The sequence below is a fragment of the Methylobacterium sp. 4-46 genome (genome assembly GCF_000019365.1).
Lineage (GTDB): Bacteria > Pseudomonadota > Alphaproteobacteria > Rhizobiales > Beijerinckiaceae > Methylobacterium.
In genome coordinates this window covers 4688675-4710296 of record NC_010511.1, presented here as the reverse complement: position 1 = coordinate 4710296, position 21622 = coordinate 4688675, and the positions used below count along the sequence as shown (strand labels likewise).

Annotated in this window: 20 protein-coding genes and 3 pseudogenes; 7 read left to right on the top strand and 16 right to left on the bottom strand. The window is 68.9% G+C overall.

The window, feature by feature from the left end; translation table 11 throughout:
* Positions 1-34: 34 nt before the first annotated feature.
* Entirely contained in the window at positions 35-646 is a 612-nt protein-coding gene (locus M446_RS20440) for a DNA-3-methyladenine glycosylase (protein WP_012334011.1), read from the top strand.
* Positions 647-760: 114 nt separating this feature from the next.
* On the opposite strand, the pseudogene M446_RS20435 reads toward M446_RS20440, so the two are convergent.
* The 8 genes and pseudogenes from M446_RS20435 to M446_RS37460 all read right to left on the bottom strand — a co-directional run.
* Positions 761-894 (bottom strand): annotated as a pseudogene (locus M446_RS20435) (NADH-quinone oxidoreductase subunit D); the annotation flags it as partial.
* Positions 895-1277: 383 nt separating this feature from the next.
* Entirely contained in the window at positions 1278-1589 is a 312-nt protein-coding gene (locus tag M446_RS20430; RefSeq protein WP_265576400.1) for a DUF3574 domain-containing protein, read from the bottom strand.
* 196 nt (positions 1590-1785) lie between these two features.
* A complete protein-coding gene (locus tag M446_RS20425; RefSeq protein WP_012334008.1) occupies positions 1786-2634 on the bottom strand; it encodes a GNAT family N-acetyltransferase in 849 nt (282 codons plus the stop codon).
* Between the two features lie 15 nt (positions 2635-2649).
* Positions 2650-3270, bottom strand: a pseudogene (locus M446_RS20420) (polysaccharide deacetylase family protein); the annotation flags it as partial.
* Positions 3271-3321: 51 nt separating this feature from the next.
* Positions 3322-4713 carry a hypothetical protein gene (locus M446_RS20415; RefSeq protein WP_012334006.1) on the bottom strand — a complete coding sequence of 464 codons (1392 nt, stop codon included), beginning with the start codon at positions 4711-4713 and terminating at the stop codon, positions 3322-3324.
* A gap of 4 nt (positions 4714-4717) precedes the next feature.
* Complete coding sequence (locus M446_RS20410; RefSeq protein ID WP_012334005.1) at positions 4718-5698, bottom strand: DUF6384 family protein; 981 nt, start codon at positions 5696-5698, stop codon at positions 4718-4720.
* On the bottom strand, positions 5691-6869 hold the full coding sequence (locus M446_RS20405) for a hypothetical protein (protein WP_012334004.1): 1179 nt from the start codon (positions 6867-6869) through the stop codon (positions 5691-5693). Before M446_RS20405 ends, M446_RS20410 begins: the two co-directional genes overlap by 8 nt.
* A 220-nt stretch (positions 6870-7089) precedes the next feature.
* Positions 7090-7351: pseudogene (locus M446_RS37460) on the bottom strand (integrase core domain-containing protein); the annotation flags it as partial.
* Between the two features lie 1182 nt (positions 7352-8533).
* On the opposite strand from M446_RS37460, the gene M446_RS20400 reads away from it, so the two are divergent.
* Positions 8534-9244 carry a L,D-transpeptidase gene (locus M446_RS20400; protein WP_012334003.1) on the top strand — a complete coding sequence of 237 codons (711 nt, stop codon included), beginning with the start codon at positions 8534-8536 and terminating at the stop codon, positions 9242-9244.
* A 658-nt stretch (positions 9245-9902) separates the two neighbouring features.
* Here M446_RS20400 and M446_RS20395 read toward each other — a convergent pair.
* On the bottom strand, positions 9903-10520 hold the full coding sequence (locus M446_RS20395; protein ID WP_012334001.1) for a ParB-like protein: 618 nt from the start codon (positions 10518-10520) through the stop codon (positions 9903-9905).
* Positions 10521-10724: 204 nt separating this feature from the next.
* Between M446_RS20395 and M446_RS20390 the strand changes: the two genes are divergently transcribed.
* Positions 10725-11366 (top strand): transglutaminase-like cysteine peptidase, encoded by a 642-nt coding sequence (locus tag M446_RS20390; protein ID WP_012334000.1) that lies wholly within the window; start codon positions 10725-10727, stop codon positions 11364-11366.
* On the opposite strand, the gene M446_RS20385 is transcribed toward M446_RS20390, so the two are convergent.
* The 4 genes from M446_RS20385 to M446_RS20370 all read right to left on the bottom strand — a co-directional run bounded on the left by M446_RS20385 (position 11350) and on the right by M446_RS20370 (position 14086).
* Positions 11350-11619 carry a hypothetical protein gene (locus M446_RS20385; RefSeq protein ID WP_012333999.1) on the bottom strand — a complete coding sequence of 90 codons (270 nt, stop codon included), beginning with the start codon at positions 11617-11619 and terminating at the stop codon, positions 11350-11352. The two genes, M446_RS20390 and M446_RS20385, sit on opposite strands and share 17 nt — an antisense overlap.
* 189 nt (positions 11620-11808) lie before the next feature.
* Complete coding sequence (gene arfB, locus M446_RS20380) at positions 11809-12234, bottom strand: alternative ribosome rescue aminoacyl-tRNA hydrolase ArfB (protein WP_012333998.1); 426 nt, start codon at positions 12232-12234, stop codon at positions 11809-11811.
* A gap of 79 nt (positions 12235-12313) precedes the next feature.
* Positions 12314-13429, bottom strand: a complete 1116-nt coding sequence (locus tag M446_RS20375; RefSeq protein WP_012333997.1) for an alkene reductase — start codon at positions 13427-13429, stop codon at positions 12314-12316.
* A gap of 156 nt (positions 13430-13585) precedes the next feature.
* Positions 13586-14086: a MarR family winged helix-turn-helix transcriptional regulator gene (locus M446_RS20370; RefSeq protein WP_012333996.1), complete on the bottom strand. Its 501-nt coding sequence runs from the start codon at positions 14084-14086 to the stop codon at positions 13586-13588.
* Positions 14087-14317: 231 nt separating this feature from the next.
* Here M446_RS20370 and M446_RS20365 point away from each other — a divergent pair, with 231 nt between their 5' ends.
* Entirely contained in the window at positions 14318-14743 is a 426-nt protein-coding gene (locus M446_RS20365) for an organic hydroperoxide resistance protein (RefSeq protein ID WP_012333995.1), read from the top strand.
* A 33-nt stretch (positions 14744-14776) separates the two neighbouring features.
* On the opposite strand, the gene rdgB is transcribed toward M446_RS20365, so the two are convergent.
* Together rdgB and rph are read right to left on the bottom strand one after the other, a co-directional pair.
* On the bottom strand, positions 14777-15409 hold the full coding sequence (gene rdgB / locus M446_RS20360) for an RdgB/HAM1 family non-canonical purine NTP pyrophosphatase (RefSeq protein ID WP_012333994.1): 633 nt from the start codon (positions 15407-15409) through the stop codon (positions 14777-14779).
* A 3-nt stretch (positions 15410-15412) separates the two neighbouring features.
* The gene (gene rph / locus M446_RS20355) at positions 15413-16126 is read right to left on the bottom strand and encodes a ribonuclease PH (protein WP_012333993.1); all 714 of its coding nucleotides are present in this window, start codon (positions 16124-16126) and stop codon (positions 15413-15415) included.
* A gap of 175 nt (positions 16127-16301) precedes the next feature.
* Between rph and hrcA the strand changes: the two genes are divergently transcribed.
* The 3 genes from hrcA to pdeM are packed head-to-tail and all read left to right on the top strand — an operon-like array spanning position 16302 to position 20695.
* Complete coding sequence (gene hrcA, locus M446_RS20350) at positions 16302-17405, top strand: heat-inducible transcriptional repressor HrcA (protein ID WP_012333992.1); 1104 nt, start codon at positions 16302-16304, stop codon at positions 17403-17405.
* On the top strand, positions 17402-19942 hold the full coding sequence (locus M446_RS20345; protein ID WP_012333991.1) for a ligase-associated DNA damage response DEXH box helicase: 2541 nt from the start codon (positions 17402-17404) through the stop codon (positions 19940-19942). Before hrcA ends, M446_RS20345 begins: the two co-directional genes overlap by 4 nt.
* A 39-nt stretch (positions 19943-19981) precedes the next feature.
* On the top strand, positions 19982-20695 hold the full coding sequence (gene pdeM / locus M446_RS20340; RefSeq protein ID WP_012333990.1) for a ligase-associated DNA damage response endonuclease PdeM: 714 nt from the start codon (positions 19982-19984) through the stop codon (positions 20693-20695).
* 147 nt (positions 20696-20842) lie between these two features.
* Here the strand turns inward: pdeM and nth are convergent, their stop codons facing one another.
* Positions 20843-21592, bottom strand: coding sequence for an endonuclease III (gene nth / locus M446_RS20335; protein ID WP_012333989.1), 750 nt, complete (start codon positions 21590-21592; stop codon positions 20843-20845).
* Between the last annotated feature and the right edge of the window lie 30 nt (positions 21593-21622).

Below are 21622 nucleotides of genomic sequence, written 5' to 3'. Positions count from 1 at the left end.
GACACGATCCCCGAGAGAGTCTCATCCACCGAGCATGATCGCCCAGCTCCGCCGCTCCTGGTTCGATCGCCCGGCAGCCAGCGCTGCCTCCGACCTGATCGGCTGTCGACTTCTGGTCGAGGGGGTGGGCGGCATCATCGTGGAAACCGAGGCCTACGACCGAGCCGACCCGGCCTCGCACAGCTTTGCCGGGCCGACGCGGCGAAACGCCAGCATGTTCGGACTATTCGGACACGCGTACGTCTACCGCTCCTACGGCCTGCACTGGTGCATGAATATCGTGTGCGAACCGGGAAGCGCGGTTCTCGTGCGGGCACTCGAACCGACGGATGGGCTCGAGCACATGAGGGCGCGTCGGCGCACGACTGACATCCGCCTCCTCTGCGCCGGACCCGGCCGCGTCTGTCAGGCGCTGTCGATCACGGGCGAGTACGACGGTCGTCCGCTCGATCGCGCCCCGTTCGAAGTGCTGGCGGGAGATCGGCCCGTCGCGGTCAGCTCTGGCCGCCGCATCGGCATCACGCGTGCAGTTGAGACACCTTGGCGGTTCGTTCTCGAGGGCTCCCGCTTCGCGAGCCGGCCAACCCCGCGCACCAGGACGGCCTCGCGTAAGAACACCGGGTCCCGCGCGGAGCCTCGTTCCTAGTCTACCCCAGGTTGAGGACGTCCCGTCCCGGACTCGGATTTGCTCCAGACAAACGCGGGCAGAGCGCCAGTGCCCCGCCGCTTTCTATAGCGTCCCTCAACCCGTGGACCACTCTCACCGGTCCACTTTGCCGAACACGATGTCGAGGGTGCCCAGGATGCACGAGATATCGGCCAGCAGGTGCCTACGGCACAGCAATCCACCGCCTGCAAGTGAGCGAAGCAGGACGAGCGTACTTTGCAACCATAGGCTTCGCTCCACCCGCGACAAGCCAACAAAGGCCGCGCTGATAGCCACCGCCCGCAAGCTCCTCGTCACGCTCAATGCCATGCTAGCCACAGGCACCGACTACACCGTGCCAGCGACCGACTGATTACAGTTGCCGGGAAACCCGGGGCGGTTCAGGGCGACCGCGAATGACGCCCTGCCCGGAGCCAATGTGAAGTGGGCGAAGCTGCCCTGCTTCAGCTGCAGCAACGTCCTGACGTCAGTCCCGCCTGGAGCCGTGGCGCCTGGATGCACGGGAAGCCGGGCGGTTGCAAACCTCTCCATCTCAAGCCTCCCCCCAAAGCTCGTGAGCCAGGGATCAGGACCACGCTTCGGGATTACCGGTCCAGATGCAACCGGTCGCTTATTGCTGCTGCTGGATCCGGACGGGCTGGTCTATGTGGAACACGCCAGCGGAACCAAACCGCTTCCGGTAATCCGCCTCAATTTCACTCAAGCGAGCCTGAGCATCGCCCGCGCTCGGATGGATCACGATCAGGATCCGGGTTCGGGTTAACGGGCCTGAGCTTCTCAACCCCCTGCCAAGCCCTTCCAAGAGGGTGAGCCCAGCAGGAAAGCGAGGCACGACAACCTCCGACAGGAACTCCTCCCAGGCCTGCTGGCTGACGCTCTGCCCAGCCCCCATGTCTGATCCGAAATAGATCTCACTCTTCACGCCGTCCGTTTGCAGCGGGGTCGGGCTCTGGGCACCGGCAGCACCGGCGAGGCACGACCATGCCACAGCGGCGGACATAAGGTTCAGGATCTGTCGGCGGTTTGGCAAAGATGCCTCCTAACACCACGGGACAAGTTGCCTGAAGATCAAACGACCTCCCGCACACCGGGAGTGAAGCGTACACCGGATCGACTCATCATCCGAGTTCAAACGTGGTGATGCCGTAGATGCGTGAGAGCGGGAGATCCGGGGCCGATCCTCGGTACATCCGCGCTGTCTCAAACACCGGCGAGAGGCCATGACGAGCGGCCAAGTCCAGGGCCTGCCCATTGGGCTCGGGGCCGTCGAGGAAAATAGGTGCGCCCTGGACCTGGGCCACGAGTGCTCGAAAAAGCAGGTCGGCTCCGTGCGGCGCGTCCGCGAACAGGGGGCCGATCTTGAACCCTTCCCGGCAGGCCCGAACGACGCCATAGCCGGTAACCGACCCGTCCTCGACGAGGGCCATGCCCGTGCGGCGGTCAGGCCGGAACCAGCAGCGCAGGAACGTACCCCGTTCCCCAGGGAAGAACGCCCGGTCGTATTGGATCACGTACTGCAACAGTTCGGAGCCGATGGAGGTAAGCCTGGGGTCGTCTGGTCTCTGGCATCTAGGCCTGCCGCCAAACCGGACATTCCGGTGAGCAAGCACGAAGCCTGACTTCCTGTAGTTGTCCTGCTGCGCGACGACTCCATCGAGACCAACCGTGCGGTCCCCGGCCCGTTCCATGGCGGCCTGCCAGATCTGGTAGCCGTAGCCCCGACCACGTCGCTCCGGTCGGACAATGTAGAAGCCCAGGAACGCGAATGTTGCCCCGTAGCGAACGAGGGAGATGCAGGCGACAGGGTCTGTCCCGACATATGCGATCAGAAACCCGCCCGGATCTGCGGCATAAAAGCAGTCGGCGTCGGCGAGACCGGGGTTCCAGGCCTCCTGCGCAGCCCACTCGACCGCCAACTCAAGCTCGTCCCGGGTCGCTCGTCTGATTGCGGTGCTATCGCCAGTCATTCGCGGGCTTCAGTCAGGGCGGTGGTGGGCATGCCAGTGCCGGGCAAGATCGACCCTGCGGCACAGCCATACCCGCCTCTGGCTCTGGATATAATCGAGGAACTGCATGACAGCCACCGCACGCCCAGGTCGCCCCGCCAGCCGACAGTGAAGACCGACGTTCATCATCTTCGGGCTGCGCTCGCCCTCTCGGTAGAGCACGTCGAAGCTGTCCTCCAGGTATGTGAAAAACTGGTCGCCGCTGTTGAAGCCCTGGGCGGTCGCGAAGCGCATGTCGTTGGCGTCGAGAGTGTACGGAACCACAAGGTGAGGCCCGTGCGGTCCCTCGACCCAGTACGGGAGGTCGTCGGCATTGGAATCAGAGTCGTAGAGGAAGCCGCCTTCCTGCATGACGAGCTTGCGGGTGTTGATCGAGCATCGGCCCGTGGACCAGCCGAGGGGCCGCTCCCCCGCGACCTCCGTCTGAATCCGGATCGCCTCTCTGAGATGCTCGCGTTCTTCCTGCTCCGAGAAATCCCGGTACTCTATCCAACGCAGGCCATGGGACGCGATCTCCCATACCGCCTCCATCATGGCTGACACAGCTTCGGGGTTCCGCGCCAAGGCCATAGCCACCCCGAAGGCGGTGATGGGCACGCCGCCGGAAATCCTGACAGTCCCGTTCTCGTGCAATGCCCTCTCTTCCGCTCAGAACCCTCCCCCAGTCCTGAAATCACCATCACCGAAGACCCCGCCAGTGCCGAAACCGTCTGGGGGCGGTATGGGTAGCCCACCGCCGAAGTCGGAATCCCACGGGCTTGGCCCCCGGTGGAAACCTCCTTTGAGAACTTGTCCTAGGACCGCGCCGCCGATCGCACCCGTGAGGACGCCACCCAAAATGTTGCTCAGGGCGGCCTCATTGCTGAATGTACCGTAAGGGGTGTCGTAGCCCCGATGCTGAAGTCCCTCGCGCTCACGCTCAATCATCACGCGGCGCTGAGCCGTCTCCTTGAGCTGGCGATGAGCGTCTACAGCCCAATGCAGCGCTCGATTGATCTTGCCATCAATCGCCTGGATGCTCCGAATGATCTCTTCGTCTCGCGGTGTCGGCGTTGCAAGGGCTTCTTGGTAGAGCTGGTCGAGGTTCTCACGCTCGTCGGCGGCCGCCAACAACTCAACCGCATCTCGATATGGAGCATCCCCCTCCAGAACAGAAGTGTCATAGGCGCGATCCAGCGAAGAGAGAGCCTCCCGCGCTCCGGTGAGCTTGTGCACCGTTTCGGACAAGATATCGCGTGCCTTGGCCGCTCTGGCCTCCACCGCCTCAACTCCAGCACCGACGAGCGCATTACGCTCCACTGTCGTAAGACTAGCCCGAGCCTCTCGCAGTTCGTTGATGATGCGTCTGGAATGTTCCCGCAGCCGCTCTGGAATCTCATTCAGAAGGGCATAATTGGCCCGTGCCTTACCGTAGCCGACAACGCGCGCCACCAGACGATCCATGTAGCGAGTGAACGGATTAGCTCTGTAGGCGGCTGTGCCGAACTTCCGGTTCCACAGGTACATGAACAGCGGGTCGGCCTCATAGGGCCGGCGCTTCTCATCGCGATCAGTTTCGGCCTGCACGGCTTTCTTCTCGGCCCGCCGGGCCTGCTCAGTGATCTCCGCCAGTCGAGCCCGGGTTGAGATCCATTCGGGGTCGGTGCTGATCCTCGCCTCGACATTTTTGCGGGTAGTCTCGGCCTCCGCCAAAGCCTTTTCCAACACGTCAGTGGCGGCCTGCCGATCCGCCTCTGCCTGCCTCACCCGCTCCTCAGCCTGCCGGCGCCGCTCGGTTAACTGCCGCAAGATCTCCTTGCGATTGTTTAGAAGGGCAACGGCTTGGCGCTCAGCAGCATCGAGATGATCGACGACCTCATCCTTCGCGATAGCGTCCAGCTTCAGTCGCGCGAGTTCGCGAAATGCCTCCGTCCGTTGGATACGGAGGCGGCCGACTTCTTCGGTCGCTGCACTATAGACTCGCTCGAATTGTGCTTCCTGCTGACGAGCTTTCTCGATAGTATGCTCAATCTGCGCGAGCGCCTGCCGTCCCGAGATCATTCAGTCACCACCGTAGGATTGCACCGCCGAGCACCGGCATCTGGTAGTCGACATCCAGAAAGCCGCGGCGCTTCTCGCCGAGAAGGTTGCGTTGCACGATGCCGTCGTCGTTCTTATCCTGCTGCACCTGCTTGGCTGTGGCCTCACTCACGCGCACGCCCCACTTCGACGTAGTCGCTACTTGGCCGTCCTCCTCGCTGGTGACAGGCAGGCTGAGGACTCGCCCATCAGGGGCCACCGGCTCCACAATCAGATAGTAGTTGCGCCCTGTCGGATTACGCTGTGGAACTCGCCAAACGCCGGTAGGCTCGCCCGGCCTAGAAACGATGCGCAGGACATACTCGCGACGCAGTTCCGCTCGCAGAACCTCCAGGCTGCCGATGGCTTGCCGTGCGCCCTCGGCATCCTTCCGCTCGATGGCGGCCTCCCCATCAGCCAAAATCTGGTCAGCTTTCTGGCGCGCTGCGGGAACTTGTGCCTCTCGCAGCACGTCCTCATGTCCTTGTTTCAAGGCAGCTGGTAATCTCTCGGCGAGATCCACCCGGTTTCGCTCGGCCTGGGCCTGCTGCTGCACGGTCCGCTGCCGGGCCGGCTCAGCTACACCGAAGTGGTAAGTGCCCCAGCCGAGACCGAGGACCGCCGCGATGGCCAGTAGCCCCTTGCTGAAGCGCCTACGGTTGACCCAGACCAGCGCCACGGTGCGCGAGAAGCTGGGTCCGGGTGACGTATAAGCGAACCGCTGCTCCTTGAGGGCCTCGACCCCTTCCAGAAGGACCCGGTCGGGCACTTCGATCCCCTGCCCACGGTAGATGTCGCGCAGTCGCTGCAGAAGCTGCGCATCATGGGCCTCCTGGCCGAGCTCACGGCTGACAAGGTTCTCCTGGTGGCGGAGCGTGTCCACCACATCCATCGCGAGCATGACCTCGTCGAGGCTTTGGGAAGCTCTTCCGGCGCCCTGCTTGGTCGCTGAGGCCTGATCAGCCATTGGCCGGCAGTGCCTGTCCTTCCGCTACCAAGCGCGCAATGCGTCGCTTGCCATCCTCGACGGCGTCGCGGATCTCAGCCGAGTTCTGAGTTGCGAGCCTGCGCATCTCGCCAACGATCTCCAGAGAGCGCTCTTGGAACGTGATGACCGAGTCCACGAGCTTCTTGACCGCTTCGGCCCGGATAGTTGGACCGTAACCTGCCTTCACGGCAGCTTCGCCGACCTGGTCGCCGATCTCGGCCAGCACCTCGAGGCTGCGGGACACGCCTTCCTTCATCTCGTTTAGGGTCTGGGTTGCCTCGTGCAGGCCGAACATGCCGGCGAATGACGCCTTAAGTGCCGTGAACACGGAGTCGTTCGTCGAGAAGAAGGTTACAGCCTGGGCATAGACGCGCTCCTTGGCGCTGGTCATCTGCATCAATCGAGCCATGATCACCTCAGAGGTGTTATAGCTGACCGTAAGATTGTCCGAGAGATCCTTGGCGATCTGGTAGCGCTTTTCTTCGTCTTGGGTGCGGCGGAGCTGTTCGTCGCGGGTCAACTCAAGCCGAGCGCGCTCGGCCATCTCCGTTCCTTTGAAGTTGACGACAGCATCCGATGCCCTCTGCAACTCCGTCTTGGCTGCCTCAAGCTTCTGCTCCGCGGACCGGAGCACCTCCAGAGCCATCACCTCGGCGTGTTTTAAGGCGCCCCGGAAGTCACGGTAGGCATCGAGGATGATTTGCTCGCGCTGGATCTGATCCTTGGTGGACCGAGTCACGTCGAGATAGACTTTTTTGATGTCATCGAACCGATCCGCGACATCACCCCTTGAGATTTTCATCCATACGTTGGTGACACGCTCCAGGAAGTCGATCTTATTATCTTCGAGTTGATCGACCATTTTCTTTGTGTCGTCGCGGATGGAGTTGAAGGACTCGGTGATCTGACGGTAGCGCTCGCCGATTTCCATTGCCTGGGTCTGCTCCCGCACGACCTCATTGAATACGTTGGTCTGTCCGAGCGTGCGAGCAATAATCACGATTCGGTTCTGATCCAAGTCCGAGATTTTTTCCAGGAGGCCATTGATGGGGGCCTCCATGGCCGGAGGAGGAACGATGCCCAGCTCACGCAGGGCTGAGGTAGCCTTGTCGAGGTACTGCATAGGAGATTTCACGATGGCGTTGGACACGGCGCATCCTTCCTGAGCGATTTTAGGGCTCCTCAACGATGGCCGCACAGCCACATCGAGAGAGCGAGATTTGAAGGCCTGCTGCGCGTTCGAAACGCAGGCTCAAAGAGCCGCATGTCTGCCGCTTTGAGCATTAGTATACGGAACCGCCTCCTTGCGGTCTTGTTCCAGGTTGAGACCTCGCTTGCCGCCCGCGGATTGTGAGACACCGGTCTGAAGCCTACGCGGCCAGGGCCGCAGGTGGAAGCTGTGCGGCCCGAATAGTCGCCGGTGGACGAAACACGTGCCACTCGACCAACCAGGTTGTGTTGTAGCTCACCCGAAAGGACAGCGTCGCGCGGCGGAGATCCTCGACGGTGTCGAAGCTCTTCATCCGCAGCAGGTTCTCCTTGATCGTGAAGGTAAACCCGCTCGGCGTAGCCGTTCTCCTCCGGAGCGCGCTCGAAGGCGGGCGAACTCGCAATGCCCTGGAGCGCCAGTTCCTATAATCACAATCATATAAATATTGCTAATCCGAGGGAAATTAGGTCAGCACTCTCAACCCTTCTTGGCCTCGGCGCGGGGAGTCTGTGCATGCTCCGCGAGGGTGAGGTTCTGCTGGACGGTTCTCAGCTTGGACTACGGTTCCATAGGCCGCCCTTACGCGAATCGGTGCCGTGGTAAGTGGCGCTCGCCGACTTTGAGGGCCCGCTGTCGGTTGGCGAGGGCCGTTTCGGCAGCACTCATCGAAGGTCTGGAAGTGGCGCACTGGCCCCCCCCGGGTTCTATGGGCCAGCCCTCATCCTTGTTGCCCCCCAGCCGGCCGAGTCTCCTCCCCTCTATCAGCTAAGCTTGCGGCAGCGCTGCACCGATTGCAGCATCATATCTGCCGGTAAGGCAGCAACAACTTGGTCGGCGAGGATCCAGCGGGAGCACTGCCCGATAATGCCTCGATGGTGTTGCATCGTTGCAATGCGCCCGCGGCTCGCGGGTCGCGGGTCGTCCTGGTCCGCCGGCTCGTCTCAGGCAGCCGATTTGCCCGGCCGTGCAGCCGTCGGAGGTGGATGACCAGCAGCGAAAGAGCCGGCCCACACGCTTTCCTAGAGCGGCGATCCGGGCTTCGCGTCCGGTCGGCATCGGGGAACACCTTCTAGGAAAATCAACGACTTACCTGGGCTTCCCAAGCTGAATGTCGTCGGTTCGATCCCGATCGCCCGCTCCAACTGATTTCTGGCTTCCGCTGTCGCTTTGATCGGCCTCGCTGGTCGGGGATTCCCCATGGTGGTCCCCGCCGTTCCTCTTGCCCGTTCAGGGTTCGGCCGGGTCTGGCCGGCAGGGGCGTGCGGGCTCGCGCCGTCGGCCGAGGTCGGTGCGCGGCCCGGACGCGCGCCTCCGCGGCAAGGCCATTCAGCAGGGGCTGTCGCCGACCACGCCCGGCCGCGAGTGGCGCTGGCCACACTCACGACGCATTTGATGGCGCGAACTGCGCCGTTGCTTCAACGCCAGCGCGAGCGAGGCCGCAAGATCGCATGAACGTTGCCGGCTTCGGCCAATGGCGAGCGCCGCGCGGCGGAGGCCGTGCTTGTCAGCCGCACCCGGTACCGGCAATCTAAGCTGGGCCGTAGGCGTCACGGGTCGCCGGAGCGTTCTCTCATCGGGCCGCAAGAGACGGGAAGTCCCAAATCATGATGATCGACGGTAGGAAGGCCGGGGCCGGCGGGAGCGACGAGACCGCTCTGGTGCGGCGTCAGGCGCGGCTTCTCACGCGCCGGTCGTTCCTGGTCGGCTCGACCGTCGGCGTCGGCGCGCTCGGGCTCGCCGGCTGCGCGGCGTCCGACAGCCTGCTCCTTGCCGAGGCGACGAAGATCTACGGACCGCTGCCGGAGGAGAAATTCCCGATCCCGGCGGTCGACATCAGCAAGGTCGATCCAAAGTACTACCGCAGAACAGTTCGTTACGAGTCCAAAGAAGCGCCCGGAACGATCGTCGTCGATCCCAGCAATTTCTATGTCTACCGCATCGAGGGCGACGGGTCTGCCACGCGTTACGGGGCCAATGTCGGCCGCGACGGGTTCCTGTGGAGCGGTGACGCCTATGTCGGCCGCAAATCCGAATGGGCGACGTGGACACCGCCCAAGGAGATGATCCGGCGCCAGCCCGAGGCCGCCAAATACGCCCGCGGCATGCCGGGCGGCCTCGACAACCCGCTCGGTGCCCGCACCCTCCACCTCTACCAGAACGGCGCCTACACGCTCTACACGATCTACGCCAGCAGCGAGCCCGAATCGATCGGCAAGGGCATCACGAGCGGCTGCGTCGGCCTGCTGAGTCAGGACATGATCCACCTCTACGCGCGGACGCCGGTCAAGACGAAGGTGATCGTCCTGCCGGCGTAGGGAGAGGCGGCGGCCCTGTTTCGGTCAGCGATCGGCACGGCTCGGATTCTTGATCTGGCCGTCGACGAGGCCCGCGAAGGTGCCGAGGGCCACCGGCCAGTCGAGGGGCCCGGTCGAGCGCGGCGGACAGGGCCTCGTCCGCCGCGGTCCCGCAGGGGGCGTTGCCGGCGCGCAGCGTCGCACGCGGCGCGGGCGCGGCTTCGTCGATGCCGGGCGGCGGGCGGGGTTCGGTGGCGCAGGTCCCGCCCCCCGGCGGCAGAGATGGCGGGCCGCGTCGTGGCCGCGCCGGTGACGGCAGCGCGGCTGCCGGCATCGGGCAGGTGCCCGGGCGGAGATGAGAAGGAGCGCGCGCGAACCCGGCTTACGCCTGCCGCTGCGGCGTTGCAGGACGAGAACGCGGTCCTCACGCGATCGGCAAGAGCACGAACCCTTGGATACGGTCGCGAGCGAGCAGGCGCGCGAGATGTCCGCCCCTCTCGTCAGCGCGGTCCTCGCGTGCACTGAGGTAATCTGGATACGCAACGTCCCGTGAGCGCCGCGAATCGGCGTGAGTTCGCGCGAAACGCACGGATGTCGGTTCGTCGCGTCGGTGAGAAGGGGTGAGAACGGGCGTGCGGACCGACGCGGGGCCCGCCCCGCCGCCTCCCGACCGGCCGGCTCAGGTCTCGGAGGGCCCGCACCAGCCCGGCAGGTAGTGGGCCTCCGGCGACTTGGCGCAGGCCATCGCCTCCCCCAGCGCCGCGCCGAAATCCTCGCGCAGCCTCCGCTTCTCGATCCGGCGGCGCAGGAAATCCGCCCACAGGAACTCGCTGAACGGCGTCGTCTCCTTGGCGAAGCCGCCCTTCCGGCGCAACGCCCCGGCGAGGCTGCGATAGGGATCGTCCTCCAGATCCGCGAGGGATTTCGGGATGGCCTTGAACCCGACCCGGACGCCCTCGGCGTCGTAGGGGTGGACCCAGGCCTTGTGGTCGCAGACGGTCCAGAAATCCGCCTTGTCGAGGTGGTGCAGGTCCGCGACCTCGGTCACCATCACGGTCTCGACCTGCTCGAGGAACAGCGCCCTGGCGAGGTGGTGGTGGTCCAGGATGTAGTGGTGCGCCTTCGGCCCGATCAGGGTCGGGATCATGTGCGAGCCGAGGAACTTCGCCCGCTCGTCCGGGTCCTGGCCGCGCCAGTGCTCCCGCTTGGCCTCCACCTCCCGGAAGCCGACCGTGATCTGGGTCGGCCGCAGGTCCTTCACGCGCACCTGCTTCAGCAAGGGTTCCGGAAGTGCCATGCGGCGTCGCCCCCGACGGGGCGGGTCGGGCCCGGAACGAGGGGGGCCCGGCCCGCCGATCTTCGCCGCAGCAGGCCATCGCGGCCGGGGCGCGTCAAGGCCGCCCGGCGCGGCCGGCGCCGTTAACTAATTCTTCACCGATCCGTTGCCCGCACCCGCCGCTCGTGCCACGAAAGCTTAACGGAAGCTTAACGGGGCGGACGGATGCGGAGCGGGGATCACAGGGGGAGCCGGAGCCTGCTGCGGACGGGCCTGCTCCTCGCCGGCCTCCTGACGGCCTCGCAGGCGACGGGCCAGACCCTCGCCGCCCTCCCCCCCGCCGGGCCCCTGCCGGTGGCGAGCGGCGAGGCGAAGCCGATCCCGGCCTGGGTCGAGTTCTGCCGGCGCTCCGCGGCGGAATGCGCGGTCGACCCCTCCGAGCCCGAGACGATCACGCTGAGCCCGCGCGTCTGGCAGACCATCCTCACGGTCAACCGCGGCGTGAACGGCCGCATCCGCCCGATCACCGACCAGGAGCATTGGGGCGTGCCCGACCGCTGGGACCTCGCCGAGGACGGCACGGGCGATTGCGAGGACTTCCAGCTGCTCAAGCGCAAGCTGCTCGCCGAGGGCGGCCTGCCGCGCCGGGCGATGCGCATGACGGTGGTGATCGACGAGAAGGGCGAGGGCCACGCGGTGCTGATGCTGCGTACCGACCGCGGCGACCTCGTGCTCGACAACAAGACCAGCGCGGTGCTCCCCTGGCACCGGACCGGCTACACCTTCATCAAGCGCGAGTCCCAGAGCGCGGTGGCCTGGGTCTCCCTCGGGCGGGCGATCGGCCCGGTCGTCACCGCGAACCGCTGAGCGCCTCGGCCCGCGCGACCTGGCGCGCCTCCTCGGCGAAGAAGGCGGTGCCGTGCGCCCACGGCGCCGCCAGGATCACCCGCACGGCGGGCGCGGCCGGCGCCACGGCGGGGCGCACCGGATCGACCGGGTCGAGCCCCGGCCGCAGGGCGAGCGCCGCCGCGCCGTCCCCGCCCGCGAGCGCGAGCAGCCCGAGCCACGCGGCCGCGACCCCCGCGCCCTGCAGGCCCCATCTCCGCCACCGTCCAGCCATCGGATCCCCTCGCCCTGCGCGCGGCGGCCTTGTTGTGGATCGGCGCTCGCGTCGGGATCAGGGTCCGCCACGCCCCTTAATGCGGCCCCACATCCGGGCCGGACGAGGTCGAGCCTCCGGCGGAATCCGACGCCGTGCTGAATCCTTCGTCATTTCGGGACACGGCTCGCGGATGATGCGACACAGCCTCTAGTCGGCGCCGGGCTTGGCGGCGCGCAGGCGCTTGACGCCGCCGCGATGGGACTTGGCGTCGAGGCGGCGAGTCTTCGAGGCGCGGGTCGGACGGGTCGGGCGCCGCGGCTTGGGCGGGATCGCGGCCTCGCGCACCAGCTCCGCCAGCCGCTCGCGCGCCTCGGCCCGGTTGCGGTCCTGCGTCCGGTGCTCCTGCGCGGTGATGACGAGGACGCCCTCGGCGGTGAGCCGCCGGCCGGCGAGCTTCATGAGGCGGATCGCGACCGCGTTCGGCAGCGAGGGCGAGCGGCGCACGTCGAAGCGCAGCTGCACCGCGGTCGCCACCTTGTTGACGTTCTGCCCCCCCGGCCCCGAGGCGCGCACGAAGCTCTCCTCCAGCTCCGACTCGTCGATGCTGATCGAGGGCGTGCAATCGAGGGCCACGGCAGGTCTCCGACGTGAGGTCGGGCGAGACTTGCCGCGCGGGGGCGCCCGGCACAAGCCGGCGCCCCCAACCGAGCGGTCAGGCGGCCGAGGACAGGGCCGGGTAGTCGGTGTAGCCCCGCGCGTCGCCGCCGTAGAAGGTCGCGCGGTCGTAGCGGTTGAAGCCGGCCCCGCGCCGGATGCGCTCGGGCAGGTCCGGATTGGCGATGAACAGCCGGCCGAAGGCGACCGCGTCCACGTCCCCGCCCGCCACCGCGGCGGCGGCGGTCGCGGGCGTGAAGCCGCCCGCGGCGATCAGCGGCCCGCCGAAGCGGCGCTTGAAGCGCGCGGCCGCGTCCGGCGCGTTCGGGTCGAGGGCGTTCACGTCGCTGGTCTGGTCCGCCCGCGGCTCGACCACGTGCAGGTAGGCGAGGCCGCGCCGGCCGAGTTCGGCCGTGACGTGGTCGAACAGGGCGCCGGGATCGCTGTCCCTCATGCCGTTGAAGCTGCCCCAGGGCGAGATGCGGATGCCGACCCGGTCCGCGCCGATCGCCGCCGTCACGGCGTCGACGATCTCGAGCTGGAAGCGGGCCCGGTTCGCGATCGCGCCGCCGTAGCGGTCGGTCCGGCGGTTGGTCGAGTCCTGCAGGAACTGGTCGATCAGGTAGCCGTTCGCCGAGTGGATCTCGACCCCGTCCGCGCCCGCCGCGCGGGCGTTGCGGGCGGCCTCTGCGAATTGGCCGACGATCTCGGCGATCTCGGCCTCGGCGAGTTCGCGCGGCGTCTCGAACGGCACCGGGTTGAAGCGGGCGTCCATGTGCTGGCCCGGGGCCGGCACCGGCGAGGGCGCCACGGGCAGGGCCCCGCCCGGCTGCATCGAGGAATGCGAGATCCGGCCCGTGTGCCAGATCTGGATGAACAGGAAGCCGCCCTTGGCGTGGATCGCGTCGGCGACCGCCCGCCAGCCTTCGACCTGCTCCGGCGTGTAGATGCCGGGGGCGCCCGGATAGCCGCGGGCCTGCGCGGTGATGTCGGTCGCCTCGGCGATCACGAGGCCGCCGCGGCTGGCGCGCTGGCCGTAATACTCGGCGTTCAGGGGCTGCGGGACGTCGCCGGGCTGGCGCGAGCGCATGCGCGTCAGCGGCGCCATCACGACCCGGTGCTGGAGGTGGACCGCGCCGAGGGTCAGCGGGCGGAAGAGGATGTCGGTGGTCATGCTTGCGTGCGAACTCCGCGAAGGGGCCTCAGCGCGGCCCCCACCGTTGCGTCCGGGCTGGCCGGACCGCCCTGAGATGGTCAGTCCCGCCCGCGCGCAAAGGTTCCCGGGCCGCCCCGCCGGGCGGGCCGGTGCGCTGGCGCACATGCCGGCCGGTCAGGACAGGTCGCGCTCGGGGGCGGCGTGGGCGTGGAGCGCGTCGCGCAAAGCGACGATCTCGTCGCGCAGCGCCTCCAGATGCGCCGGCGTGCGCCCGGTGGCGCAGACGATCTCGTGCGGAAAGGGCAGCGCCTTCTGGCGGAGAGCCCTCCCGGCCTCCGTCAGCGTGATCCGCATCAGCCGCTCGTCGGCGCCGTCGCGGGCCCGCTTCACCAATCCGCCGGCCTCCAGTCGCTTCATCAGCGGCGTCAGCGTCCCCGAATCGAGGTAGAGCCGCTGCCCGATCGCCTTCATCGTCTGCCCGTCCTCTTCCCAGAGGACCAGCAGGGCGAGATATTGCGGGTAGGTCAGGCCGAGGCCGTCGAGGAGAGGCTTGTAGATGCGGTTGAAGGCATGCGCCGCCGAATAGACCGCGAAGCAGATCTGCTGCGCGAGATGCAGGTCGCCGGTGGCCGGCGCGCCGCGCGTCGCCGCGACCTCGGCAGGTGAACCCGACATGTCCGCCTCCATCGACCCGGCGCCGGCCCGCTCGGTGCCTCCGCCGCGGCGCAGCGGGAACGTGCGGGTCCCACTTCCTGTCACGGCAGGTTGCATGTGGAACGATACGCTTTCGCCGCCGAGAAAACAAATTGCACGCTATGAATTAGCGCTCTATATGAAATCCGCCGGCTCGCGAGGGTTGGCCGGACCCACCGGGCCGTTGCGCCCGCGCATCCATGGAGGGCATCCATGTCCGTCGACGTGAAGTACACCACTCAGGCCACCGCCACCGGGGGCCGCGACGGCCGCGCCAAGACCGCCGACGGCAGCCTCGACGTCAAGCTGACGACTCCGAAGGAGCTCGGCGGCGGCGGGGGCGAGGGCAACAATCCCGAGCAGCTCTTCGCGGCCGGCTACTCGGCCTGCTTCCTCGGCGCGATCAAGTTCGTCGCCGGTCAGGAGAAGATCAAGGTGCCGGCCGACGCGACCGTGACCGCGACGGTGGGGATCGGCCCGCGCTCGGAGGGCGGCTTCGGCATCACCGCCAACCTGAAGGTCGCGCTGCCGGGCCTCGACCGCGCGACCGCCCAGGGGCTGGTCGAGAAGGCGCACCAGGTCTGCCCCTACTCGAACGCCACCCGCGGCAACGTCGACGTCGGGCTCGACGTGGTCTGATCCGCGCCGGCGGCCGGCCCGGCCCCCGACCGGTCAGGCCCGGGGGCCGAGGCAGGAGGCCGCGAGGCTCAGGAAGGCGCGCGCCCTGTGGGACAGGGCGCGGCCGTTCGCCCAGTCGATCCCGTGCTTCTCCTCGGCGCCGAGTTCGCCGAAGCTGAGCGGGCTCTCGTCGGGCTTGAACATCGGGTCGTAGCCGAAGCCGCGGCTGCCGCGGGGCGGCCAGACCAGTTCGCCGAAGACCCGTCCCTCGAACAGCTCCTCGTGCCCGTCCGGCCAGGCCAGGACGAGGGCCGAGACGAAATGCGCCCGCCGGTTCGTCGCCCCGCGCAGGGCGAGTTCGCGCTCGACCCGCTCCATCGCCTGCCCGAAATCCTTCGACGGCCCCGCCCAGCGGGCGGAGAACAGGCCGGGGGCGCCGTCGAGGGCGTCGACGCAGAGGCCGGAATCGTCCGCGAAGGCCGGCAGGCCGGCGGCGGACGCGGCGGCCCGGGCCTTGATGGCGGCGTTCTCGGCGAACATCACGCCGGTCTCCTCGGGCTCGGCGAGGCCGAGTTCGCCGGCCGAGACCGCCTCGACGCCGAAGGGGGCGAGCAATTCGCGCATCTCGCGCAGCTTGCCGCCGTTGTGGGTCGCGATCACGACCCGGCCGGTGAGGCGCCGCCCCATCGCCTAGCCCACCGCCTGCTTCTGGAGCGCGACGAGCTGCGCCACGCCCGCCTTGGCGAGCCGCAGCAGCCCGAGGAACTGCTCCTCCGAGAACGGCGCGATCTCGGCGGTGCCCTGCACCTCGACGATGCCGCCCGAGCCGGTGATCACGAAATTGGCGTCCGTGTCGGCGGCCGAATCCTCGTCATAGTCGAGGTCGAGGATCGGAATCCCCTTGTGGATGCCGCAGGAGATCGCCGCCACGTGGTCGCGCATCGGGTCGACCGAGATGATCGAGCGCCCGCGCATCCAGGTGAAGCACTCGTGCAGGGCGACCCAGGCGCCGGTGATCGAGGCGGTGCGGGTGCCGCCATCCGCCTGCAGCACGTCGCAATCGACGACGATCTGACGCTCGCCGATGGCGGGCAGGTTGACCACGGCCCGCAGCGAGCGGCCGATCAGGCGCTGGATCTCCTGGGTGCGGCCGGAGGGCTTGCCGGCCGTGACCTCGCGCCGGTTGCGCTCGTGCGTGGCGCGCGGGAGCATGGCGTACTCGGCCGTGACCCAGCCCTTGCCCGAGCCGCGCAGCCAGGGCGGGCCGCGCTCCTCCAGGGACGCCGTGCACAGCACCTTGGTCTCCCCGAAGGTGACGAGGCAGGAGCCTTCGGCGTAGCGGGCGACACCCTTCTCCAGCGTGACCTTGCGCAGTTCGTCGGGCGCACGCTTGGATGGACGCATCGGGCTCTCCTTGGGGACCGGGACGGGCACGCGCTCTTAGGCGGTGGCGCAGAGTCCGGCAAGCCGCTCGCCCGAGCCGCGCGGCGGCCGGGACGCGCCGCGCCGCGGCTTCTCGTGCGCTTGCGAATGGCTGCGGTCCGCCTCACATTAGAGTGCCTCGGCTTTCAACCTTTTGATGAACACGCGAGATCCTCCTCCCCTGCCTGCCGGCTCAGGCCAAGCCCGCAGCCTCGCCGAGTTGAACGAGCGCTCGCGCGAGATCTTCCGCCAGATCGTCGAGAGCTACCTGGCGACGGGCGAGCCGGTGGGCTCGCGCAACCTCGCCCGCATCCTGCCGATGACGCTGTCGCCGGCCTCCGTGCGCAACGTCATGGCGGACCTCGAACAGGCGGGCCTGATCTACGCCCCGCACACCAGCGCGGGGCGTCTGCCGACCGAGACGGGCCTGCGCTTCTTCGTCGACGCGCTGCTCGAACTCGGGGATGTCGGCCAGGAGGAGCAGGGGCGGATCGAGGCGCAGATGCGCGCCGCCGCCTCCCGCCACACCTTCGAGACCGCGCTCACGGAGGCGACCGTGATGCTGTCGGGCATCTCGCGGGGGGCGGGGGTCGTGGTCACGACGAAGCAGAACGCCAACCTGCGCCACATCGAGTTCGTGCGGCTCGATCCCGGGCGCGCCCTGGTGGTGCTCGTCTCCGAGGACGGCTCGGTGGAGAACCGCCTCGTCGACCTGCCCCTCGGGCTCCCGTCCGGCGCCCTGCAGGAGGCGTCGAACTTCCTCAACGCCCGCATCCGGGGCCGGACGCTCGGCGAGGTGCGCGCCGAGATCGAGACCGGGCGCGAGGCGATGAAGCGGGAACTCGACGCCCTCACCGAGCGGCTCGTCGAGGCGGGGCTCGCCCGCTCGGTCGGGCCCTCCGACGAGCGCCAGCTGATCGTCCGCGGGCAGGCCAACCTGCTGGAGGATCTGCGCGCCGCCGAGGATCTGGAGCGGATCCGCCTGCTGTTCAGCGACCTGGAGAGCCAGAAGGACGTCATCGACCTCCTCACGCGCGCCGAGGGCGGCGAGGGCGTGCGCATCTTCATCGGCTCGGAGAACAAGCTGTTCTCGCTCTCCGGCTCCTCGATGATCGCCGCGCCGTTCCGGGACGGCCGCCAGAAGATCGTCGGGGTCGTCGGCGTGATCGGTCCGACCCGGCTCAACTACGCCCGCATCGTGCCGATGGTGGACTTCACCGCCCGGCTCGTCTCCCGGATGCTGGAGAGCGGCCGGGCGTGAGCGCCGCGCGGGGGCGGCCCCGGCGCGGGACGCGCCCGCCCGCACCGGCCGCCGACGCGGCCGCGCTGCCGCCCGCCTTCCTGGCCTGGTTCTCGGCGCGGGGCTGGTCGCCGCGGCCGCACCAGCTCGCGCTGCTCGCCGCCGCCCGGGCGGGCCGCTCGGCGCTGCTCGTGGCGCCGACGGGGGCCGGCAAGACCCTGGCGGGCTTCCTGCCGACCCTGGTCGAGCTCGCGGAGCGGCCGCCCGGCGCGCGCGGCCTCCACACGCTCTACGTCTCGCCCCTGAAGGCGCTCGCCGTCGACATCGCCCGCAACCTCGACGCGCCGGTCGCGGAGATCGGCCTGCCGATCCGCGTCGAGACCCGCACCGGCGACACGCCCGCCCACAAGCGCGCCCGCCAGATCGAGCGCCCGCCCGACATCCTGCTGACCACGCCCGAGCAGCTCGCGCTGCTGATCGCCCACCGGGAGGCCGAGACCCTGTTCGCCGGCCTGAAGCGGGTCATCCTCGACGAGCTGCACGCGCTGGTGACCTCGAAGCGCGGCGACCTCCTGGCGCTGGGCCTCGCCCGCCTGCACCGCCTCGCGCCGGGCCTCGCCGCCACCGGCCTGTCGGCCACCGTGCGCGAGCCGGAGGCGCTGCAGCGCTACCTCGTCCCGCAGGCGCCCGAACCGCGCCTCGCCGAGCTGATCACGGTCTCGGGCGGGGCGAGGCCCGACCTGCGCCTGCTGGAGGCGAGCCGCGCCCTGCCGCTCGCCGGGCACACCGCCTGGCAGGCGATGCCGGCGATCTACGACCTGATCCGGCAGCACCGGATGGTGCTCGTCTTCGTCAACACGCGGCTGCAGGCGGAGTACACCTTCCAGGAACTCTGGAAGCTCAACGAGGACGCGCTGCCGATCGCGCTCCACCACGGCTCCCTCGACGCCACGCAGCGCCGCCGCGTCGAGGCCGCGATGGCGGAGGGGCGGCTGCGCGCCGTCGTCTGCACCGCCACCCTCGACCTCGGCATCGACTGGGGCGACGTCGACCTCGTGGTCAATGTCGGGGCGCCGAAGGGCGCGAGCCGGATCATGCAGCGGATCGGCCGCGCCAACCATCGCATGGACGAGCCCTCCCGGGCCTACCTGGTGCCGGCGAACCGCTTCGAGATCCTGGAGTGCCGCGCCGCCCTCGACGCCGTGGAGGAGGCCGCCCAGGACACGCCCGACCCGCGCCTCGGCGCCCCCGACGTGCTCGCCCAGCACGTGCTCGGCATGGCCTGCGCGGGCGGCTTCGCGGTCGATGACCTGTACGAGGAGGTGCGCGCGGCCGCGCCCTATGCGGACCTCGCCTACGAGGACTTCGAGCAGGTGGTCGATTTCGTCGCCACCGGCGGCTACGCCCTGCGCGCCTACGAGCGCTTCGCCAAGATCCTGCGCGGTCCGGACGGGCTGTGGCGCGTGCGCGACGCCCGCGCGGCGCAGGCCTACCGGATGAATGTCGGCACGATCATCGAATCGACCCACGTCAAGGTGCGGCTCGCCCGGGGCGTGCGGGGCAAGCCCGGCACGATCCTGCCCCGGGGCGGCCGGGTGCTCGGGGAGATCGAGGAGGATTTCGCCGAGACCCTGACGGTCGGCGACACCTTCCTGTTCGCGGGCGAGATCCTGCGCTTCGAGGGCCTGCACGAGGACGAGGCGCTGGTCACCCGCGGCGCGCCGGGCACCGACCCGGCCATCCCGAGCTACGCGGGCGCGAAATTCCCGCTCTCGACCTTCCTCGCCGCCCGGGTGCGCCAGCTCATCGCCGACCCGTTCGAGTGGGACCGGCTGCCCGCCCAGGTCGCCGACTACCTGCTGCTGCAGCGCCGCCGCTCGATCCTGCCCGGCCCGCGCGACCTCCTGGTCGAGACCTTTCCGCGCGGGTCCCGCCACTACCTGACCTGCTTCCCGTTCGAGGGCCGCCTGGCCCACCAGACGCTCGGCATGCTGCTGACCCGCCGCCTCGAGCGGGCGGGGCTGCGCCCCCTCGGCTTCGCGGCCAACGATTACGGGCTGGCGATCTTCGGCAGCCGCGACGTGGCCGAGCGGATCGGTCGCGAGCCCGGCTTCCTCGACGCGCTCTTCGCGCAGGACATGCTCGGCGACGACCTCGAAGCCTGGCTCGACGAATCCGCCATGATGAAGCGCACCTTCCGGCAATGCGCGGTCATCGCCGGGCTGATCGAGCGCCACCATCCGGGCCTGCGCAAGACCGGCCGGCAGGTCACGATCTCGACCGACCTGATCTACGACGTGTTGCGCAAGCACGAGCCCGACCACCTGCTGCTGCGGGCGGCGCGCCAGGATGCGGCAACCGGACTCCTCGACGTGCGCCGCCTCGGCATGATGCTGTCGCGCATCCAGGGGCGAATCATCCACAAGGCGCTCGACCGCGTCTCGCCCCTCTCCGTGAACGTGATGCTCGAGATCGGGCGGGAGCGGGTCTACGGGGAGGGGGCCGACGAGATTCTGGCCGAGGCCGAGGCGGCGCTGCTCGACGAGGCGCTGTCCTGACCGCGACGAGCCCGGCCCCGGCTCCAAGGAAGAGACGCAGTGACGCCGGCCCTGAAGCTCGACAAGACGCGCAAGACCCCTGCCCTGACCCTCGCCGGCGAAGCCCTCACCCTCGATCTGAGCGGCGCCCTCTGGCTCGACGCGCACCGCACCCTGGTGGTCTCGGACCTGCACCTGGAGAAGGGCTCCTCCTTCGCGGCGCGCTCGGGCCAGTTCCTGCCGCCCTACGACACCCGCGAGACGCTGGCGGCCCTGCACGAGGTGGTGGCGCGGTTCGACCCGGCCCGCGTGGTGGCGCTCGGCGACTCGTTCCACGATGCGGGCGGCCCGGGCCGGATGGATCCGGGCGACCACGCCCTGATCGCCGCCCTGCAGGAAGGGCGCGACTGGGTCTGGATCAACGGCAACCACGACCGCGCCGTGCAGGACGGCATCGGCGGGCGCTTCGCCGACGCGCTGGCGCTCGGCGGGCTGGTGCTGCGCCACGAGCCGCGGGACGGGGCCGCGCCGGGCGAGGTGGCGGGCCACCTGCACCCGGTCGGCAAGGTGGTGATGCGCGGGCGGGCGGTGCGCCGCCGCTGCTTCGCGACCGACGCGACCCGCCTCGTGATGCCGGCCTTCGGCGCCTATACGGGCGGGCTCAACGTGCGCAGCCCCGCCTTCGACGCGCTGTTCCCGACCGGGCTCACGGCGCATCTCCTCGGCGACGGCCGCCTGTTCGCGATCGGGCGGGCGATGCTGGTCCGGGAGTGAGCGGCGGCCGCGCGGGCCGCGCCCGTCCCGCTCCGGGGTTCGGACCGGCACGAGCGGACCGGCGCGAGAGCCGATCCGGCACCGGCGATGGACGCCGGCCGCGGAACCGCGCCGGGGAGCCCGGCCCCCGGCGCCGCCCCGCGCGCGTCACGCCCCGGCCGCCGTCTTGTCCGGGTAGCGGCACAGGTCCGCGATGACGCAGCGCCAGCATTCCGGCTTGCGCGCCTTGCAGGTGTAGCGCCCGTGCAGGATGAGCCAGTGATGGGCGTTGAGCCGGTAGGGCTCGGGCACGATCGCCTCGAGCCCCTCCTGCACCTTGTCGGTCGTGGTGCCGGGCGCCAGCGGGATCCGGTTCGAGACCCGGAAGATGTGGGTGTCCACCGCGATGGTCGGCTCGCCGAAGGCGACGTTGAGCACCACGCTCGCGGTCTTGCGGCCGACCCCCGGCAGCACCTCCAGGTCCTCGCGCCGCCGCGGCACCGCCCCGCCATGCTCCGCGACCAGGATCGCCGAGAGCGCGATGACGTTCCTGGCCTTGGTGTTGAACAGCCCGATGGTGCGGATATGCGCGCGCACCACCTCCTCGCCCAGCGCCAGCATCGCGGCCGGATGATCCGCCTTCGCGAACAGGTCGCGGGTGGCGAGGTTGACGCTCCGGTCCGTCGCCTGGGCGGACAGGACCACCGCGACGAGGAGCGTGTAGGGGTTGAGGTATTCCAGGTCCGAGCGCGGCGACGGGTTGGCGGCGCTCAGCCGCGCGAAGATCTCGGCCAGGGTCGCCGCGTCCACCGGCTCGGGCGCCCGCGCGGGCGCGGTCGGGGGCACGGTCGGGGGCGCGACCAGGGCCGCCCCCGCCGCCTTCACTTTCGTGGGAGCGTCGCGCTTTCGTCGCGTCATAGCCGCCTTATATTGAGCCGATGCAGAGCG